Below are 15640 nucleotides of genomic sequence, written 5' to 3'. Positions count from 1 at the left end.
GGCTAAAGCTACACTGCGTAAGAGGTACTTTGGGCCACGATTTGATTAAACTCGGCTCTGGATTGCTGGGCAGTTTCCGATAACTCGAGTTTTCTCTCTTTTGCCTTCATCACATTATCCAATAGGGCTTGCAACTCCTCTTGCATATCCTGCGGTAAGTGATGATCGGCAAAATCATTGTCGTCGCTATGTTCAAGAGCGAAAGCACGGATGCGTTTACGCAGTGTCATCAATTGTGCCAGTGCGTCACGCTCTTGCTCCGCGGCTTCTTGAGCGGCGTCTCGTGCGCGTTCAAACCTAGCCATTGCCATCCCTTCTGTTGACCAAGGATCAAACTCTGGTAGCTCTTCAATATTAATGGTTGGTTCGATGTAATCTTCCTGATGTCGAATATCCAATGTTGTCGCTCGAACAGCCGACACCATGAGCATAATTGAGATGCCAAGTAGAGGTAAGCCTCCAACAATTGCCGCTGTTTGTAAGGTGCTTAGTCCCCCCATAAACATCAGAACAGTAGGCAGGAAAGACAACGTAAATGCCCAGAACATTCGGTTCCAACGCATTGGCTCCTCAGTGACGTTGTTTTGTACAACAGAGGCCAGAATGTATGAAATCGAATCAAAAGTCGTCGCTGTAAAAATGATGCACAGCAAGGTAAATACAGCGATAACAAAATAGCTCATCGGTAATGCATCAAGCATCGAGAATATCGCTGCTGTAGCGCCTTCGGCATTCAAAATTCCGACGACATCGAGTTCTCCGGATAACTGCAAAGACAAGCCGTAGTTACCTAAGATCATGAAAAATAGGAAGCAGCCCAGTGAACCAAAGAAGATGGAACCGGAAACCATCTGCTTGATGGTACGACCGCGAGAAATGCGAGCGACAAACAGTCCCATACTTGGAGCGAAGACTAGCCACCACGCCCAGTAGAAGATAGTCCAATCTTGTGGGAAATGTGTGTTGTCAAAAGTGCCGTATCCACCAAATGGCTCTGCCCATGTCGCCATAACAAAGAAGTTAGATAACATACGACCAATCGAATCTAAGCCAGTCTCCAGCATGAAGATGGTTGGTCCTACTGCCAACACAAAGGCTAGTAGTCCCATCGCTCCCCAGAAGTTAATGTTGCTTAGTACTTTGATGCCTTTTTCCATGCCTGCGTAAGAGGAGTAAGCAAAGATCGCAGTACAGATCAGCAATACAAGCACTTGACTGTAAGTATTTTTAGGCATGCCGAAGAGGTAATGCAGACCTTCTCCGATCAAAGGTGCAGCTAAGCCTAAACTGGTTGCTGCGCCGCCAAGTAGACCGAAGATAAACAGTACGTCAACGATCTTGCCAGCGGTACCTTTGCTGCGTTCTTCGCCAAGTACTGGCATCAATGCACTGGAGACTTTCAGTACGGGTTGTTTTCGTACGTAGAAGAAGTACGCAATTGGTAATGCAGGAATAAGGTAGATAGACCAGGCAATTGCTCCCCAGTGGAACAGACCGTAAGTTGCAGCCCAACGTACAGCTTCTTCGCTACCAGGCTCTAGTTGAAACGGAGGAGATTGGTAATAGTATGCCCACTCGATACAGCCCCAATAGAGGATACTTGCCCCGATGCCGCCACAGAACAGCATTGCGGCCCACGATGCCGTGGTGAATTCTGGCTTTTCATCAGGATCGCCTAACTTGATTTGACCCATGTCGCTAAAAACGACATAAATCATGAAGATAAAAGCGGCAAGCCCTAGTGCAAGGTATAAGAAACCGAGCTTGTCAGTCATAAAGGTTTTAGCAACGGCAATCCATTGTGCACCTTCAGCCGGAAACAAAATTAAAGGGAAAACAATCGAAAGGAGCAGCGCGATAGCGCCAAAAAAAGTGGGTTTGTCTATGAGCGAAAATGCGTTTTTCACAGTTCATCGTCCGTTAATGAATAGTTTTCCATTATGGACTTGGACAAAAAAAGCGTTCAAATGAGGTTACTTATCGTAACGAAAGAAACTCTTGTTTAACCTGATGCTAAACGGTTAACGCCTAAACAAGAGCTAAGATGATACCACCAACCGTGAGGGCTGCTGAAAGATATTGACCTGCAGAGTAAGAGCCATCTTCCTCTTCTTCGATAGTGTGAGGATGGTCCATACCCAGCGCTCCATGAGCAAAAGATTCGACTTTGTCGCCAACGGTTTGGTTTTCGAGTTCCGCCTTCTTGCTTTCATGATCGATTTGCTGAAGCGCAGCGAGTAGTGCTTTCCCTTCACTAGAGAGTGATACTTTATTTTGCTCAATCTTTAATGGTGCGCCATCGGTGATTTTTTCGCTGGCTTTCGCTTGTTCAACTTTATTTTGTTGAGCAGCGTATGTATTGACTGAATTGCTTCCTACTGGATTCATCTGTTACCCCTTCGAACAACGACACTCTCTGATTGAGTGCAGGTAAAAAGCAGTTATCTTTATATCGACGGCAATAGATATATCTTGAATCAATCAGAAAAAAATAGGTCTGTTTTTGCCGCTTCTTAGGTATACAAACCAAGTTGCTTGCAAAAAGCAGACCTATTTCTCTATATCGGTTGTAAGATGCTTCTGATTACTTACATTGAAGGTCACTGTTGCGTGTTGCTAGGTGCTTGTACGCTGCCATTCGGTTGGCATCTTGTACATAACGCACTGGTGGAGAAAGTACTTCTAGTTGGTAATCCGAACTTTCCGAAGTAACCTCTGCTGTTGGGGTAATAACAACGACTTTTAGGTCTGGGTTACGGCGTAAAATGGAAGCAGCAGTGCCCAAACCATCTTCTGTGTGGAACTTACCGGCTATATGCACGACTTGAGTGTCAGGGTGTTTTGCAAGGTATTTGACGATCGAGTCCGCCATCGTTTCATCCCAAGTAACCTGAGCGGCGTATTGTTTCTCTGTTTGCTCTGGCTTGCCATGGTGCATAGATGCCATGAACTTTTCTTTGTATGGGCTGTTTGCCGTATTTACTTCATCAGCGATGAAGTTGCGCTCGTCACTGTCGAGCTTATTTATGTAATCTGCACCCTGACGACCGATACAGCGAACGATGTTCTTCGGTGCGTTTGCAGCGATCACAGGAATATCGGCTTGCTTAGCAAATTCCACCAAAGGACGGTAATCGCTTTCGTAGTTCGGCCATGCGTTGCTCTGCTTCATGAAGTACTGCTCGCCAATCTCTCCATCAAGGTAAGCGTCTAAGATAGCTTGTTTGTCGCGAGTAACTTGTTCCATTGAAAGTGCTATAGGACGGTCTGTCTTTGACAGCTGTTTGAGCATATCTGTTTGAAAACGATGGATACCTGCGTGAGTGTGCCATTCACCAATTAAAATAACGTCTGCTTGTTGTAATTCAGAGGGTAATTGTTTGATTGAGATGGCTTTACCAGCAGGGTCATGTAGCTGGTAGTCATAGAAACTGGTTACGTCACCAGTTATCGCGTCAGGAGCGGTGGGTGCGTTTGAAGCACAGCCAGTTAGCAAGCCTGCAAAAATCAGACTTAGTGTAGAAAAGCGCATTAAAAAGCCTCCAAAAATGTCCGAACGATATTAATGGAGGCTGATAAATGAATCAATGGTAATGAGAATAATTAGCGTTACATTTATTCTTCGGTACCTGCTTGAGTCGTTTTCTTACGGTAGACACGCAACATAAAGTCAGCCTCACATTGGAAAAGTGTAGATGACTTTAGCTCGTCACGAAGTTCATCGCTGGCTTTCCATGCGAATGGTGTCATTTGCAGCAAATCGAATGCGACGCCATCTTTTAAGTCCATGGTGTAGTTCAGCTTCTGTTGGTACTCTAATTCGAAACCTTCGATGTGCTCTGGCTCTTCATTGTGCAGGCGAACTTCTTGATAAATGCGTTCGCGGAACTGATACAAGTGGCGACCCGCTGGCGTCACAGTGATCACCACACCATTGTCTTTGATAACACGCTGCAATTCTTCTGCTTTGCATGGTGCATAGATGCGCAAAATAGCATCCAGAGACCGATCTGCATATGGTAGCCGATGGCTTGATGCAACACTGAAATCGCAATGTGGGTAGCGTTTAGACGCATAACGAATAGCGACTTTTGAGATATCTAACCCATAGACATTGGCGTTTTCATCTTGTGCATGTAATGAGCGCTGAACTTGGTCTGTGTAGTAACCTTCACCACAGCCAATATCCAATAACTGATGACTTGTACCTTGAGTATAGGTTGCACAAAGACGAGCGACTTCTTGGCGCATTGGGTCGTATTGATTTCCCTCAAGAAAGCGACGACGCGCCTGCATCATCTCTTTGTTGTCACCTGGATCTTTTGAGCGTTTGTGGTGTGCTGGCATCAAGTTTACGTAGCCTTCTTTCGCTAGGTCGAATTGATGATTGTTTTCACATTTAAACGTCTTTGCGGTGAGCTCAAGAGGTTGATGACATAGAGGACATTGATAGTTCATGACGATCTCTGGACAAGAAGTAGGGCGGCAGATTCTATCAAAAAGGGGGTGGGTAAGCGAAACAAAAAAGAGCCGAAAATATCGGCTCTTTGATGGTTTTACTTGATGGCTTAGTGGAAGAAGTCCACTTGGTGTTTCAAGTTTTGTGCTTGCTGTTGCAGCTCGGTCGCACTGTGTGATGTTTTTGCACTTGTGTCACGGCTTTCACGATTCAACTCACTGATAGAGTGAGCATTTGCCGCGATTTCTTGAGAAACTTGTGCTTGTTCTTCAGACGTTGCCGCAATTGCGTCTGCTTGAGAGGCGATGGATTGAACTTGACCCGCAATGGCTTCAAGCGCAGTGCCTGCTTCTTGTGCCTTATCAAGTACCTTATTCGCGTTTTGCTGACTTTCCGTCATCATGCTTACGGCATTGCTTGTTGAGCCTTTAAGTTTCTCAATGATTTCCACAACGTCTTTCACCGAGGTTTGAGTGCGATGAGCCAGTGTACGAACTTCATCTGCTACGACCGCAAAGCCACGACCCTGCTCACCAGCTCGCGCCGCTTCAATTGCAGCATTAAGAGCGAGTAGGTTAGTTTGCTCAGCAATTTCATCAATCATTTTCGTGACAGTTTGGATGCTTTCACTATCACGGTTTACTTGCTCAATCGCTGCCGCAGATTGGTCTAGCTGATCGTTGAGCTGTGCCACATCAATGCAAACCCCTTCAACTACGCCCAAACCAGATTGGCTATCTGTATTTGCAGAGCGGACGTTTTCTGCAATTTGTTCAACCTGTTGTGCAACGGATTGAGCGGATGATGCCATCTCCTCAATCGCAGTCACAACTTGTTCAACCTGTTCTTGCTGAAGATCGGATTGCATCAAGTTGCGGTTCGCATCATCCACAACACTTGTTGAGTTGCTCTCAACTTGGTCGCTTGTTGTTCGAATTTGACCAACTAACTCGTTCAATTGCCCCGCCATGTTAGCGACGCCGTTGTTCAGGTTAATGATTTCATTTTTAGACGCTTTTCCTGATGCAGGAATATCAATACTTACTTCACCTTTCGCTAAGCGGTTCATATAACCGTTCAGTACAGTGAGTGGGTTTAGCATGCGGTTTAGAACCAATGTCAGCACCAAAAATGTCGCCGCAGCAACAATGACAGAGATAGTCGCGATAAGTTTAAGCAACGTTTGGCTGCCTTTGGTCACTTCGTGGATAAATGTGCCACCCAACAGCTTCCAATTCCAACCAGGCACTTGAGTGTAAACAAGGTATTTCTCACCTACCGTTCCTTGATATTCAAATGGGTATCGAATCAGACCACTGTCTTGTTCGAATAATTGGTGGAAAGGCTTGTTACCGTTGTAGTCAGCAACTTCTTGAATCGGTGGCTCACTTTCTGTTCGTGTTGGATGAAGAAGGTAGTGACCTTGGTTACTTTTCTCATTATCCAAGATAATGGTGTAACCCGTATCTCCCCATTTTACAGTCTTTAATGAGTTGAAGAGATCTTGTGTCGCGCGCTCAACAGGGAGACCGATAAAAGAAATTCCTTGGACCTTACCATTTGCATCTTTTAAAGGGGCGTAGTAGGTGATGTAGCGTTCACCATAAAGTTTGATTTGTGCGTAGTAAGGCTGACCACTCATAAGTTTCTGATAGCCCGGGTGATTTTGACCAAGTGTCGTTCCCAGAGCTCGCTTACCTTGAGGATCTTTTAATGATGTTGCAACACGAATGAAATCATTTCCTAGTGGGGCAAATAGCGTTGCGATAGCGCCAGTATCACGCGTAAAGGTATCCACCAATTTGGTATCACCAATCAGGCTTTCGCTGTATTGGGTAATGTTTGGAACCTGGTGACCTTGAAAGTCGACAGTGTAATTCTCTACATATACACCAGCTAGATACCCATTACGGAAAGTTGATTCCAGAACTTCTGCCGTGTGTAAATAAGCGTTGAATTGACCGGCAATGGTTTTTGCCATCGATTCAACTTTAGATTGGTGTTCTTTGAGGGTGTTTTCTAAAAGTACGTTAGAAGCGTTTTGATAAACAAGCGCAGCAATGCTTGAAAATGCGATGAGTAGACACAGCGTGATTACCAGCTTTAGCTGAAAACCGACACTTTGGTTTCGATAATTGTCTAGCATGTAGTGTCATTCCTGATATTTTTCGATGTTATAAATCTTGTATCGGCATGCTATCGATTTATATGACGTGTTTTTTTGATTTTTATTAAGTTAGTTGTCAAAAAACCACCGCAACCAATAGCTTAGGCACTAACTGACCGTTAATTAAGCAATTTTCTTTCAAAAAAAGCTCGAAACTTTGATTTTAAGTTGGAGCAATGATGACCAATTTCCTTTCGCTAGATCGAGTTGTCACCTAGAGATGTAAGATGACAAAACTCATACCTTAGATTTTTGTCACGTTTACCCTTGTTTTTTATAGGTATTGTTAGTGTTTTCTTGCGTGAAATAGATGCTCATATGACAAAGAAAATCATTCTAGACACAGACCCAGGTATCGATGATACGATGGCTATTCTTTTTGCAGAAGCTCATCCGGATGTCGAGCTTATGGGTATCACTACCGTTTATGGTAATGCGACCATAGACAATGCGACTCACAACGCGCTGTACCTAAAACAGAAGTTTGGTATGAATGCTATCGTTGCCAAGGGGGCGGATAAACCTTTAATAAAAGCACCTGTCGGAGCGACGGTTGTCGTGCATGGCGAAGAAGGCTTTGGCGATGTGAAGGCACCAAGCTCACTGAATGTAACTGCTATTGATAAGCCCGCTTATCAGTACATTATCGATAGCGTTCGTGAGCTGCCGGGAGAGATTACCTTAGTGGCTGTTGGCCCACTTACTAACCTTGCTCTGGCACTGGAAGCGGACCCTGAAATTGTTCACTTAGTTAAGGAAGTGGTTGTGATGGGTGGCGCTTTTGGTGAGAACGACCATAGAGGCAATGTCACGCCATACGCAGAAGCAAATATTCATGATGATCCTCATGCCGCAGACAAGGTATTTACTGCATCATGGCCGGTGGTGATTATTGGGTTAGATGTCACAGAGGAGAGCTTCTTTACTGGTCAATACCTTGATCAACTTCGAGATGATGCAGGGGAAGTGGGGCAGTTTATTTGGGATGTGAGCCGTTACTACCTGAAGTTTTATTCGGAAAAGGTAGGGATGGATGGATGTCATGTTCACGATCCTTCCGCTATTGCCTATGTGATTGACCCAACACTCTTCAATCTGCGTTGTGGGGCTGTAAGAGTGGTTACAGATGGACCGGCAGAAGGTATGACGATCCAGAAAGCCGATCAGCGCAAATATATGAATGATGAATGGAGCGTATTCTCTGCGCAAAATGTCGGGGTAGGAGTGAAGAACGAGGCACTACTTTCGCTTTATCGAGAATCGATTATTCGTTATGGCACGAAATAACACAGATGAGTTTATCGGTAATAGTCGATGACTTGGACTGATTTCCACTGGTTGTCTGACTCGACGGGACGTATGAAAGCATTCATCTTTGAAGCTTGGTTCTGATTGTCGAAGGTTAGCCCTTCAATTTTCTTAAACGGTTTGTTCGTCTCGTAGAACCTTTCAAAGGTTACTTGGGTATACATCCAAATAAAAGGGTAGCGAACAGTGGTATCAAGAAAACCGTGTGTTTCATCATACGGACCTTTTTTAGACGAATGTGCTTTTGCTCCGATGCTTGTACTTTAAAGTATGGCACTGGCTACCCAAACCTTGTACCTGCTGGTGGCAAAAAGGTCGGTTGAACCGACCTTTGAGTAGTGTTAATGGGCAGAAATCACAGTAATAAGCTCGTGAGTCTCGCCTGGCTGCAAGGTTTTGCCTTGCTTGATACTTGGTGCATGTACCGTGGACTCAACACACAGCATGGTCTCGTAACCATTGTCTGCCATATCACCCATGCCTTGTGCGCCTGTAGCCCAAGGGTTCCACAATACCGCAGAGTTATGACCTTGGTTTTCTACACTTAGTGTGCGATTCAGTACCGCGTCTTTCACCAAGATTTGTGCTTCTGGTTGAGTGTAAACACGGTCAATCGTATCAGTCAGTTGAAGGACATCACCGCCTTGGCAGATTTCACCTTCTTTTAAGCTGTCGATGTATTCAGGTCCCATGCCTGTTGTTTGTGCTTGCTTGATATCACCAACGTTTAAGTAGGTATGAAGTGCACCAGAGAATGTCCACTCTGCATCATCGATGTTGGTGACTTTTAATGTCACTTTCAATTGGTCGCTGATTTCAACCATCAAGCGAGCATCAAACATGTGTGGCCAGATGTCGTGAGTTTCTTCAGTTGGGAATAGAGCGAGTTCAACGATCACGCCATTATCATTTTCGCGGTGTTCAACTAGTTCCCATTCCGCCGTGCGAGCAAAGCCATGAGCCGGTGCCGCAATGCGACCAAACCAAGGCCAACAGACAGGAATACCACCGCGAAGTGCTGCTTTACCATCAAAAATTGCTTTCTCACTCATCCAGATGAGGTCTTCTTTACCCGCTGGTGTAAATGACACAACGTGACCGCCATGTAGCGCGATGCCTGCCGTTGCTTTCTCATGAATAACGCGGACGACTTTAACCTGATCAACTTCAACGATAGTGACGTTGTCAGATAACACAGTGAGTGCTGGGAGAGTTTTTAAATCCATGTGTTATTTCCTATAGCTGGGGGAGAGCGTTGTCGATACTTGCAGAACAGATGTTATATCGATTTTATATTCTCTCAAATTCCAGATACAAAAAAGGCGACTCTAGAGCCGCCTTTTCTTTAACGAAGTTATTCGCTAATTGCTAACTGTCTAATTACTTAGAGATGTGAGCGATTAGGTCTAGAACTTTGTTTGAGTAACCGATTTCGTTGTCGTACCAAGATACAACTTTAACGAAGTTATCAGTTAGAGCGATACCAGCTTTAGCATCGAATACTGAAGTTTGAACTTCGCCGATGAAGTCTTGAGAAACAACTTGGTCTTCAGTGTAGCCTAGTACGCCAGCTAGTTCGCCTTCAGAAGCTTCTTTCATTGCTGCACAGATAGCTTCGTAAGATGCGCCTTCTTTTAGGTTAACTGTTAGGTCAACTACAGAAACGTTAGCTGTTGGTACGCGGAAAGCCATACCAGTTAGTTTGCCGTTTAGTTCTGGAAGAACAACGCCTACAGCTTTAGCAGCACCAGTTGATGATGGGATGATGTTTTGAGAAGCACCACGACCACCGCGCCAGTCTTTAGCAGAAGGACCGTCTACAGTTTTTTGAGTTGCTGTAGTAGCGTGAACTGTAGTCATAAGACCAGATTCGATACCGAACTTGTCGTTAAGAACTTTAGCGATAGGCGCTAGACAGTTAGTAGTACAAGAAGCGTTAGAAACGATGTCTTGACCAGCGTAAGTAGCGTGGTTAACGCCCATTACGAACATTGGAGTAGCGTCTTTTGAAGGACCAGTTAGAACAACTTTCTTCGCGCCAGCAGTGATGTGCTTACGTGCAGTCTCGTCAGTTAGGAAAAGACCAGTTGCTTCAGCTACTACGTCAACACCGATTGCGTCCCATTTTAGGTCTTCTGGGTTGCGCTCTGCAGTTACACGTACAGTTTTACCGTTAACGATTAGGTTACCGCCTTCAACTTCAACAGTACCGTTGAAACGGCCGTGAGTTGAGTCGTACTTAAGCATGTATGCCATGTAATCTACGTCGATAAGGTCGTTAATACCTACAACTTCGATGTCGTTGCGCTCTTGCGCTGCACGGAATACGAAACGACCGATACGGCCAAAACCGTTAATACCTACTTTGATAGTCATTATAGTTGCTCCACAACTTAATTTCTGATTAAAGATAACTGGTAGTAAAATTACAAAATCCAGTAAACATCTGCAACAGATAATCGGACTTAACTTGTTTAAAGTCAAAAAAAAGCGACGCTTTTTTTAACAATTCTTCGCAAATGCTCGTTTTTTAAACTTTTAACTGGTTATTCTACATTCCAGTTGGCGTAATATAACTTTCGAGATAAGAACTCGTATCAAATTAATTACACATGGTGTCCTGGTGAGAAAGTATGTGCTACAACTGTTACGAGAAGCAAGTTTTTTGCTAAAAAAGTCATTGCCAAAAATAAGAAATAAGGAACAGAAATTGGTAGAACAAAGCGGAAGAAAAGTAACGAAGTCCGATGAACAGTGGCGTGAGCAGCTTTCAGAGGAAGAGTTTCGCGTGTGTCGTGAGCATGGTACAGAGGCTCCGTTCAGCGGTAAACTGCTTCACAATAAAGACACAGGTGTGTATACCTGCACATGTTGTGATGCCCCTCTATTTATCTCCGATAACAAGTACGATTCAGGGTGTGGATGGCCAAGTTTTGATGCACCAATTAATGATACCGCGGTGCGCTATCTAAAAGATCTAAGTCACGGAATGGTTCGTACAGAGATCCGATGTGCGGCTTGTGACAGCCATTTAGGTCACGTTTTTGAAGATGGACCGCAAACAACAGGCGAACGCTATTGTGTAAACTCAGTGTCGTTAATTTTCAACAAATCCGACCAATAACGCCATTTTGGACTGAAAGAATGTTTCATCCTTTCAATTAATATAAGACAAACGATTACTCTACAAATAAAAAAACTCCCTATATGAATGGGAGTTTTTTATTTTATAAATCGCTTGGAATCATCCTTGGTGAATAATTTCCTTTCTCTATTGCCTTAGATATTGATTTAGCAAGATCGTCTAATTGTTCATATTTCTCTGGCTGTGCAAAGTTGAACATGCGTTTTAACTGCTGCTCATCTGCAAGGGGAACATCGAAGCGTTTAGCCACCATTGCCCACAAGTACGCTTGTGCTTTGTTTCCCTGACCTTGGTTGATGCTTGCTAAGGATTTTAAAATCTCAGGGTTTAAGTTGTCCTCATTCGACATCGATAGTGAATTATGAAGTAATGTTAATGTTTTTTGCTGATCGCGGTTGGTATAGAACGTTGCCAAGGCGTATTGCATTTCTGCTGTATTCAGTTCTGGCGAACCTTCCATTTGTAAAAACTGTCGGCGAGCTTGTGTGTCACCTGTTTGCGACCATAAAAAATAGAGAGTGGCAGGGTCTTTTGTACCTTTGAGCTCATTCACAATGCGATCTAGTTCATCAATGCTGTGCACCAAGGCATCAAAGCGTTTACGCTTTAACGCACTTTGATCGATAGGCGTGATTTGCGAAGCGAGTTCTAGACACTTGCGGTACTCTGCCACCAAGCCATATTCGATCACTTGATTGGCTTCGGTCGGGCTCTTGAGCAATTCAAAACGATGCCAGACAAGATTCGTTCGCGGAATTCGACATTGACCATCGTCCATATTTAACTTCTCGCAGCGAAGTTTGGGGTTGTTTTGACACAATTCTTCCGTTGTGACATTGCCTTCAAAGCAGCCAGTTAATGTTAGGCTGAAAAGGCTTGCTAGTAACCAGTATGTTCGTTTCATGGTTTTGCTTGTGATCCGTTACACCAATTCATTTTCAGGTTCTTGACTCTGTTTTCTATACCGTTATGTTCTGTAAATAGAATGTAATAAGAAGGTACATTATGGACGCAGAACAATTATTAGATGCGATAACTCCAGAAGTCTATGATCGATTGGTTTACGCAGTAGAAACAGGTAGATGGCCCGAGGGTACACCACTTTCTCAAGAGCAGCGAGACTCATGTATGCAAGCTGTGATGTTGTATCAATCAAAACATAATACTGAAGCTCAACATATGACGGTTGCCGCTGGTGGTGAAATCAGCTTTAAGTCCAAGCAAGAATTGAAAAAACAGTTTAAACAAGAAGAGAGTGACATCGTTCGAGTTAATCCAAACCTCAACTGATTCACCTTTTAGATGTAAAAAGCCCAATCATTTCGATTGGGCTTTTTCGTGTTCGGTGGAGTCATTAACGTGTTATAAACTCATTTCACCTCGAAGCACTTCTTGCATCTTCAGTTTGATCTCTTCATACGACAAGTTTTGGCTTAGAAGATAGTGAAGTTTCGCAAGTGCCGCTTCTGGTGTCATATCAAAGCCGCTGATCACGCCAGAATCTGCCAGGGCACAACCTGTCGCATAGCCGCCCATGTTCACTTTACCTGCCAAACATTGAGTCAGGTTTACGACGATCACTCCACGTTCTGAGGCTTCTTTTAAATGGCCAAGTAGCTCAGGGTTTTGTGGTGCGTTACCTACACCGAACGTCAACAGGATCATTGCGTTAACTGGCTGGCGTAGCGTGTTGCGGATTACTTCGTGTGAAATGCCAGGGTACATGGTGATCACACCAATTGGCTGTGGTGTGATGTTGTGTACTTTGAACTCACCTTCTGGTTTTGCACCAACCGTAACATTGTTACTGATTTGGATATTGATCCCTGCTTCCAAAAGCGGTGGCAGGTTAGGTGAAGTAAAGGCATTGAATCCATCTGCGTGAGATTTGGTACTACGGTTACCACGCATCAACTGGTTGTTGAAGAACAGTGTTACTTCGTTGATTGGGTAGTTGGCCGCAATGTGCAGAGCATTAAGGAGGTTTGCTTGTCCGTCTGAGCGTAGCTCAGCCAACGGAATCTGTGAGCCTGTCACGATAACGGGCTTACCTAAATTTTCCAACATGAAAGACAAGGCTGAAGCGGTGTATGCCATGGTGTCAGTACCATGCAAAATCACAAAACCATCATATTTTTCGTAGTTGTCACGGATGTCGTCTGCGATTTGCTGCCAGTCAGCAGGCGTCATATCTGAAGAGTCGATCAGTGGTTCGTACTCGTGGATAGTGTATTCCGGCATTTCTGGACGGTGGAACTCGGGCATACTGGCTAGTTGCTTTTCCATAAAGCCAGCCACAGGCACGTAGCCGTGATCCGATTTTTGCATACCGATGGTGCCACCGGTGTAAGCGATGTAGATATGTTTTCTAGTCATCGTTCTACTTTACTTCATGTAGGGGAACAGTGGCGGGGATTATAGCGAAATGAAACCTAATAAAAAGGGGCATCTCGCACAGAGACGCCCCTTTTTGGCTAAGCTAGGAAAGCTATTGCACTTGGCAGTTCAAACAGAACGCATATTGACCTTTTGGATCGTTAAAGCTTTGCAGCATGCTTGCGTCTTGCTCAAATTGTTGAGCGACAGGTTGAAGGCTCTTTGGTAAAAACGCAGTCGCGTCGATACCGAGAGATACTTTGACCTGATTCATAAACTCTTGGATCAGTTGTTCTGTTGGCGATAGTGGCTCTTCGACCCAGTAGATATCGTAGTTGTCGACTTCTGCTAATTTCGCAGCCAGTTCTACCGCATCATCGAAGTCACCCATTTGGTCCACCAAGCCGAATGACATTGCGTCTTGACCTGTCCAAACTCGACCTTGCGCCACTTTGTCGACGTCTTCCACAGACATATCACGGTTGGACCCCACCAGTGAAATAAAGCGCTTGTAACCGTGCTCAATGCCAAGCTGGAATGCTTGAGACGCACCTTCAGACAATCCCGTTGTGATACCGTCACCTGAGAATGGTGAAGTGCCTACGCCATCGGTGCTGATACCAAGTTTAGTGAAGCCTTTTTCAAATGTAGTGATCACACTGAAGATACCAATTGAGCCTGTCAGTGTTGTTGGCTGAGCAACGATCTTGTCTGCGCTCATTGAGATCCAGTAACCACCTGAAGCAGCAAGGCTAGACATAGATACGACCACAGGTTTACCTGCTTCTTTAAGCGCTTCCACTTCATTACGGATCACTTCTGAAGCAAATGCACTACCGCCAGGGCTGTCCACTCGAAGTACGACTGCTTTTACCTTGTCGTCATTACGAGCTTGGCGCAGTAGGCTTGCAACCGTATCGCCACCAACAGTGCCACGTGGTTGCTGACCATCCATAATCGCACCGCTCGCTACGACAACAGCAATGTCATTTTCAGACGGCATTAAGTTAGGGCGCATGGTCGCTAGGTAATCGTAGTAACCAATTGCGTTGTAACTGTCCTTGCCATCACTACCAAATTCTTTTGCGAATAACTTTCGAACGTCTTGACGCGTTGCAAGTTCATCTACTAGACCCATTTTCACAGCAAGTTGTGCAAGATCACCATCAACGGATTTCATTTCAGCAAGGAGCTCATCCATTGTTGGGTTTAGTACTTTTGCATCAATGTTACGGTTAGTCGCAACGTCATCGACAAAGGCACTCCAAAGTTGGGTTATCCAGCGTGTTGCTGATTCTTTCGCTGCATCAGACATATCGTCACGGATGAAGGGCTCAATTGCGGATTTGTAGGTACCAACACGGAATACGTGTGTTGATACGTCCAGCTTCTCTAACAAGGTTTTGTAGTACATTGAGTAAGAGCTGTAACCCTTGATCAACACGCCACCATCAGGTGCTAGGAACACTTTATCTGCATAACTTGCCAGGTAGTATTGGCTCTGGTTGTAGAAGTCCCCGACGGCATAGACAGGCTTGCCTGACGTTTTAAATTCGTTCAACGCTTTGGCGATGTAGCGAAGCTTGGTCAGGTTGGTTTCCGGCATATCGCGTAAAGCTAGGACTAAGCCAGAAACTTTCGGATCGTCTTTGGCGTAACGAATGGTATCGACGATATCGAAGAGTACGTTTTCTTTCGGAATTTCGTTACCTAGGATTGAACCTGCGACGGAGTCCATCGGATTAACATAACGGCGCTGCTCAACGATAGGACCAGAAAGGTTCATCACAAGAGCCGATTCTTTTTCAACAGTAGGTTGACCTTCACCAGTGTATGTAAAAGCAAAGTAAAAGACGGCAATCATCACTAGGAAGATCAAATTTGCCAGAGCAAGTCTGACAAAGGTAATGGCTTTCCATATTCCCTTAAATATCAGACCAATAAATTGGAAGATTTTTTTCATCTTGTCTCCATAACGAGATAGTCATTCCCTAATATTACAAAGTATGGGGTCTTATCTCTAAGATCTCAAAAGATAACAATTTTTTTAGCTTATCACGCTCATTCAACAATTGGCATAGTTTAGCGCGAGATTGACGTGTGTTGCAAAAATGTAAACGCTTGTTTGATTTTTTGGTTTTTGCGGCGTACTGTGGTCAGACCACAACAATAAAAATGGATGTTT

The 15640-nt window shown here is 44.5% G+C and carries 13 protein-coding genes; 3 read left to right on the top strand and 10 right to left on the bottom strand.

What is annotated here, in order from left to right; all coding sequences use genetic code 11:
- Positions 1-8: 8 nt before the first annotated feature.
- From J4N44_RS12065 to J4N44_RS12045, 5 genes are all read right to left on the bottom strand, one after another.
- The gene (locus J4N44_RS12065; RefSeq protein WP_252044497.1) at positions 9-1907 is read right to left on the bottom strand and encodes a BCCT family transporter; all 1899 of its coding nucleotides are present in this window, start codon (positions 1905-1907) and stop codon (positions 9-11) included.
- A 121-nt stretch (positions 1908-2028) separates the two neighbouring features.
- Positions 2029-2388 carry a hypothetical protein gene (locus J4N44_RS12060; protein WP_005452054.1) on the bottom strand — a complete coding sequence of 120 codons (360 nt, stop codon included), beginning with the start codon at positions 2386-2388 and terminating at the stop codon, positions 2029-2031.
- A gap of 196 nt (positions 2389-2584) precedes the next feature.
- The gene (locus J4N44_RS12055) at positions 2585-3532 is read right to left on the bottom strand and encodes a ChaN family lipoprotein (RefSeq protein ID WP_252044496.1); all 948 of its coding nucleotides are present in this window, start codon (positions 3530-3532) and stop codon (positions 2585-2587) included.
- Positions 3533-3615: 83 nt separating this feature from the next.
- Positions 3616-4458 (bottom strand): 23S rRNA (guanine(745)-N(1))-methyltransferase, encoded by an 843-nt coding sequence (gene rlmA, locus J4N44_RS12050; RefSeq protein WP_252044495.1) that lies wholly within the window; start codon positions 4456-4458, stop codon positions 3616-3618.
- 110 nt (positions 4459-4568) lie between these two features.
- On the bottom strand, positions 4569-6605 hold the full coding sequence (locus tag J4N44_RS12045; protein ID WP_009698536.1) for a methyl-accepting chemotaxis protein: 2037 nt from the start codon (positions 6603-6605) through the stop codon (positions 4569-4571).
- Between the two features lie 339 nt (positions 6606-6944).
- Between J4N44_RS12045 and J4N44_RS12040 the strand changes: the two genes are divergently transcribed.
- Positions 6945-7913 (top strand): nucleoside hydrolase, encoded by a 969-nt coding sequence (locus J4N44_RS12040; RefSeq protein ID WP_252044494.1) that lies wholly within the window; start codon positions 6945-6947, stop codon positions 7911-7913.
- Positions 7914-8275: 362 nt separating this feature from the next.
- Here J4N44_RS12040 and J4N44_RS12035 read toward each other — a convergent pair whose 3' ends face one another.
- Both J4N44_RS12035 and gap read right to left on the bottom strand, forming a co-directional pair.
- A complete protein-coding gene (locus tag J4N44_RS12035) occupies positions 8276-9160 on the bottom strand; it encodes a D-hexose-6-phosphate mutarotase (RefSeq protein WP_005452049.1) in 885 nt (294 codons plus the stop codon).
- Positions 9161-9314: 154 nt separating this feature from the next.
- Positions 9315-10310, bottom strand: a complete 996-nt coding sequence (gap, locus tag J4N44_RS12030) for a type I glyceraldehyde-3-phosphate dehydrogenase (RefSeq protein WP_005452046.1) — start codon at positions 10308-10310, stop codon at positions 9315-9317.
- A 334-nt stretch (positions 10311-10644) separates the two neighbouring features.
- On the opposite strand from gap, the gene msrB reads away from it, so the two are divergent.
- Entirely contained in the window at positions 10645-11058 is a 414-nt protein-coding gene (gene msrB / locus J4N44_RS12025) for a peptide-methionine (R)-S-oxide reductase MsrB (protein WP_005452043.1), read from the top strand.
- Positions 11059-11161: 103 nt separating this feature from the next.
- Here the strand turns inward: msrB and J4N44_RS12020 are convergent, their stop codons facing one another.
- Positions 11162-11983 carry a DUF2989 domain-containing protein gene (locus tag J4N44_RS12020; RefSeq protein ID WP_005444635.1) on the bottom strand — a complete coding sequence of 274 codons (822 nt, stop codon included), beginning with the start codon at positions 11981-11983 and terminating at the stop codon, positions 11162-11164.
- Between the two features lie 101 nt (positions 11984-12084).
- Here J4N44_RS12020 and J4N44_RS12015 point away from each other — a divergent pair, with 101 nt between their 5' ends.
- Positions 12085-12369 carry a YeaC family protein gene (locus J4N44_RS12015; RefSeq protein WP_005444637.1) on the top strand — a complete coding sequence of 95 codons (285 nt, stop codon included), beginning with the start codon at positions 12085-12087 and terminating at the stop codon, positions 12367-12369.
- Positions 12370-12441: 72 nt separating this feature from the next.
- Here the strand turns inward: J4N44_RS12015 and ansA are convergent, their stop codons facing one another.
- Positions 12442-13455: an asparaginase gene (gene ansA / locus J4N44_RS12010; RefSeq protein ID WP_005444639.1), complete on the bottom strand. Its 1014-nt coding sequence runs from the start codon at positions 13453-13455 to the stop codon at positions 12442-12444.
- A gap of 112 nt (positions 13456-13567) precedes the next feature.
- Positions 13568-15418 carry a signal peptide peptidase SppA gene (gene sppA / locus J4N44_RS12005; protein ID WP_005444641.1) on the bottom strand — a complete coding sequence of 617 codons (1851 nt, stop codon included), beginning with the start codon at positions 15416-15418 and terminating at the stop codon, positions 13568-13570.
- Positions 15419-15640: the final 222 nt, after the last annotated feature.

Source organism: Vibrio sp. SCSIO 43155, assembly GCF_023716605.1.
Taxonomy (GTDB): domain Bacteria; phylum Pseudomonadota; class Gammaproteobacteria; order Enterobacterales; family Vibrionaceae; genus Vibrio; species Vibrio harveyi.
The sequence above is the reverse complement of the archived record's forward strand: the minus strand, read 5'-3'. Positions and strand labels throughout refer to the sequence as shown.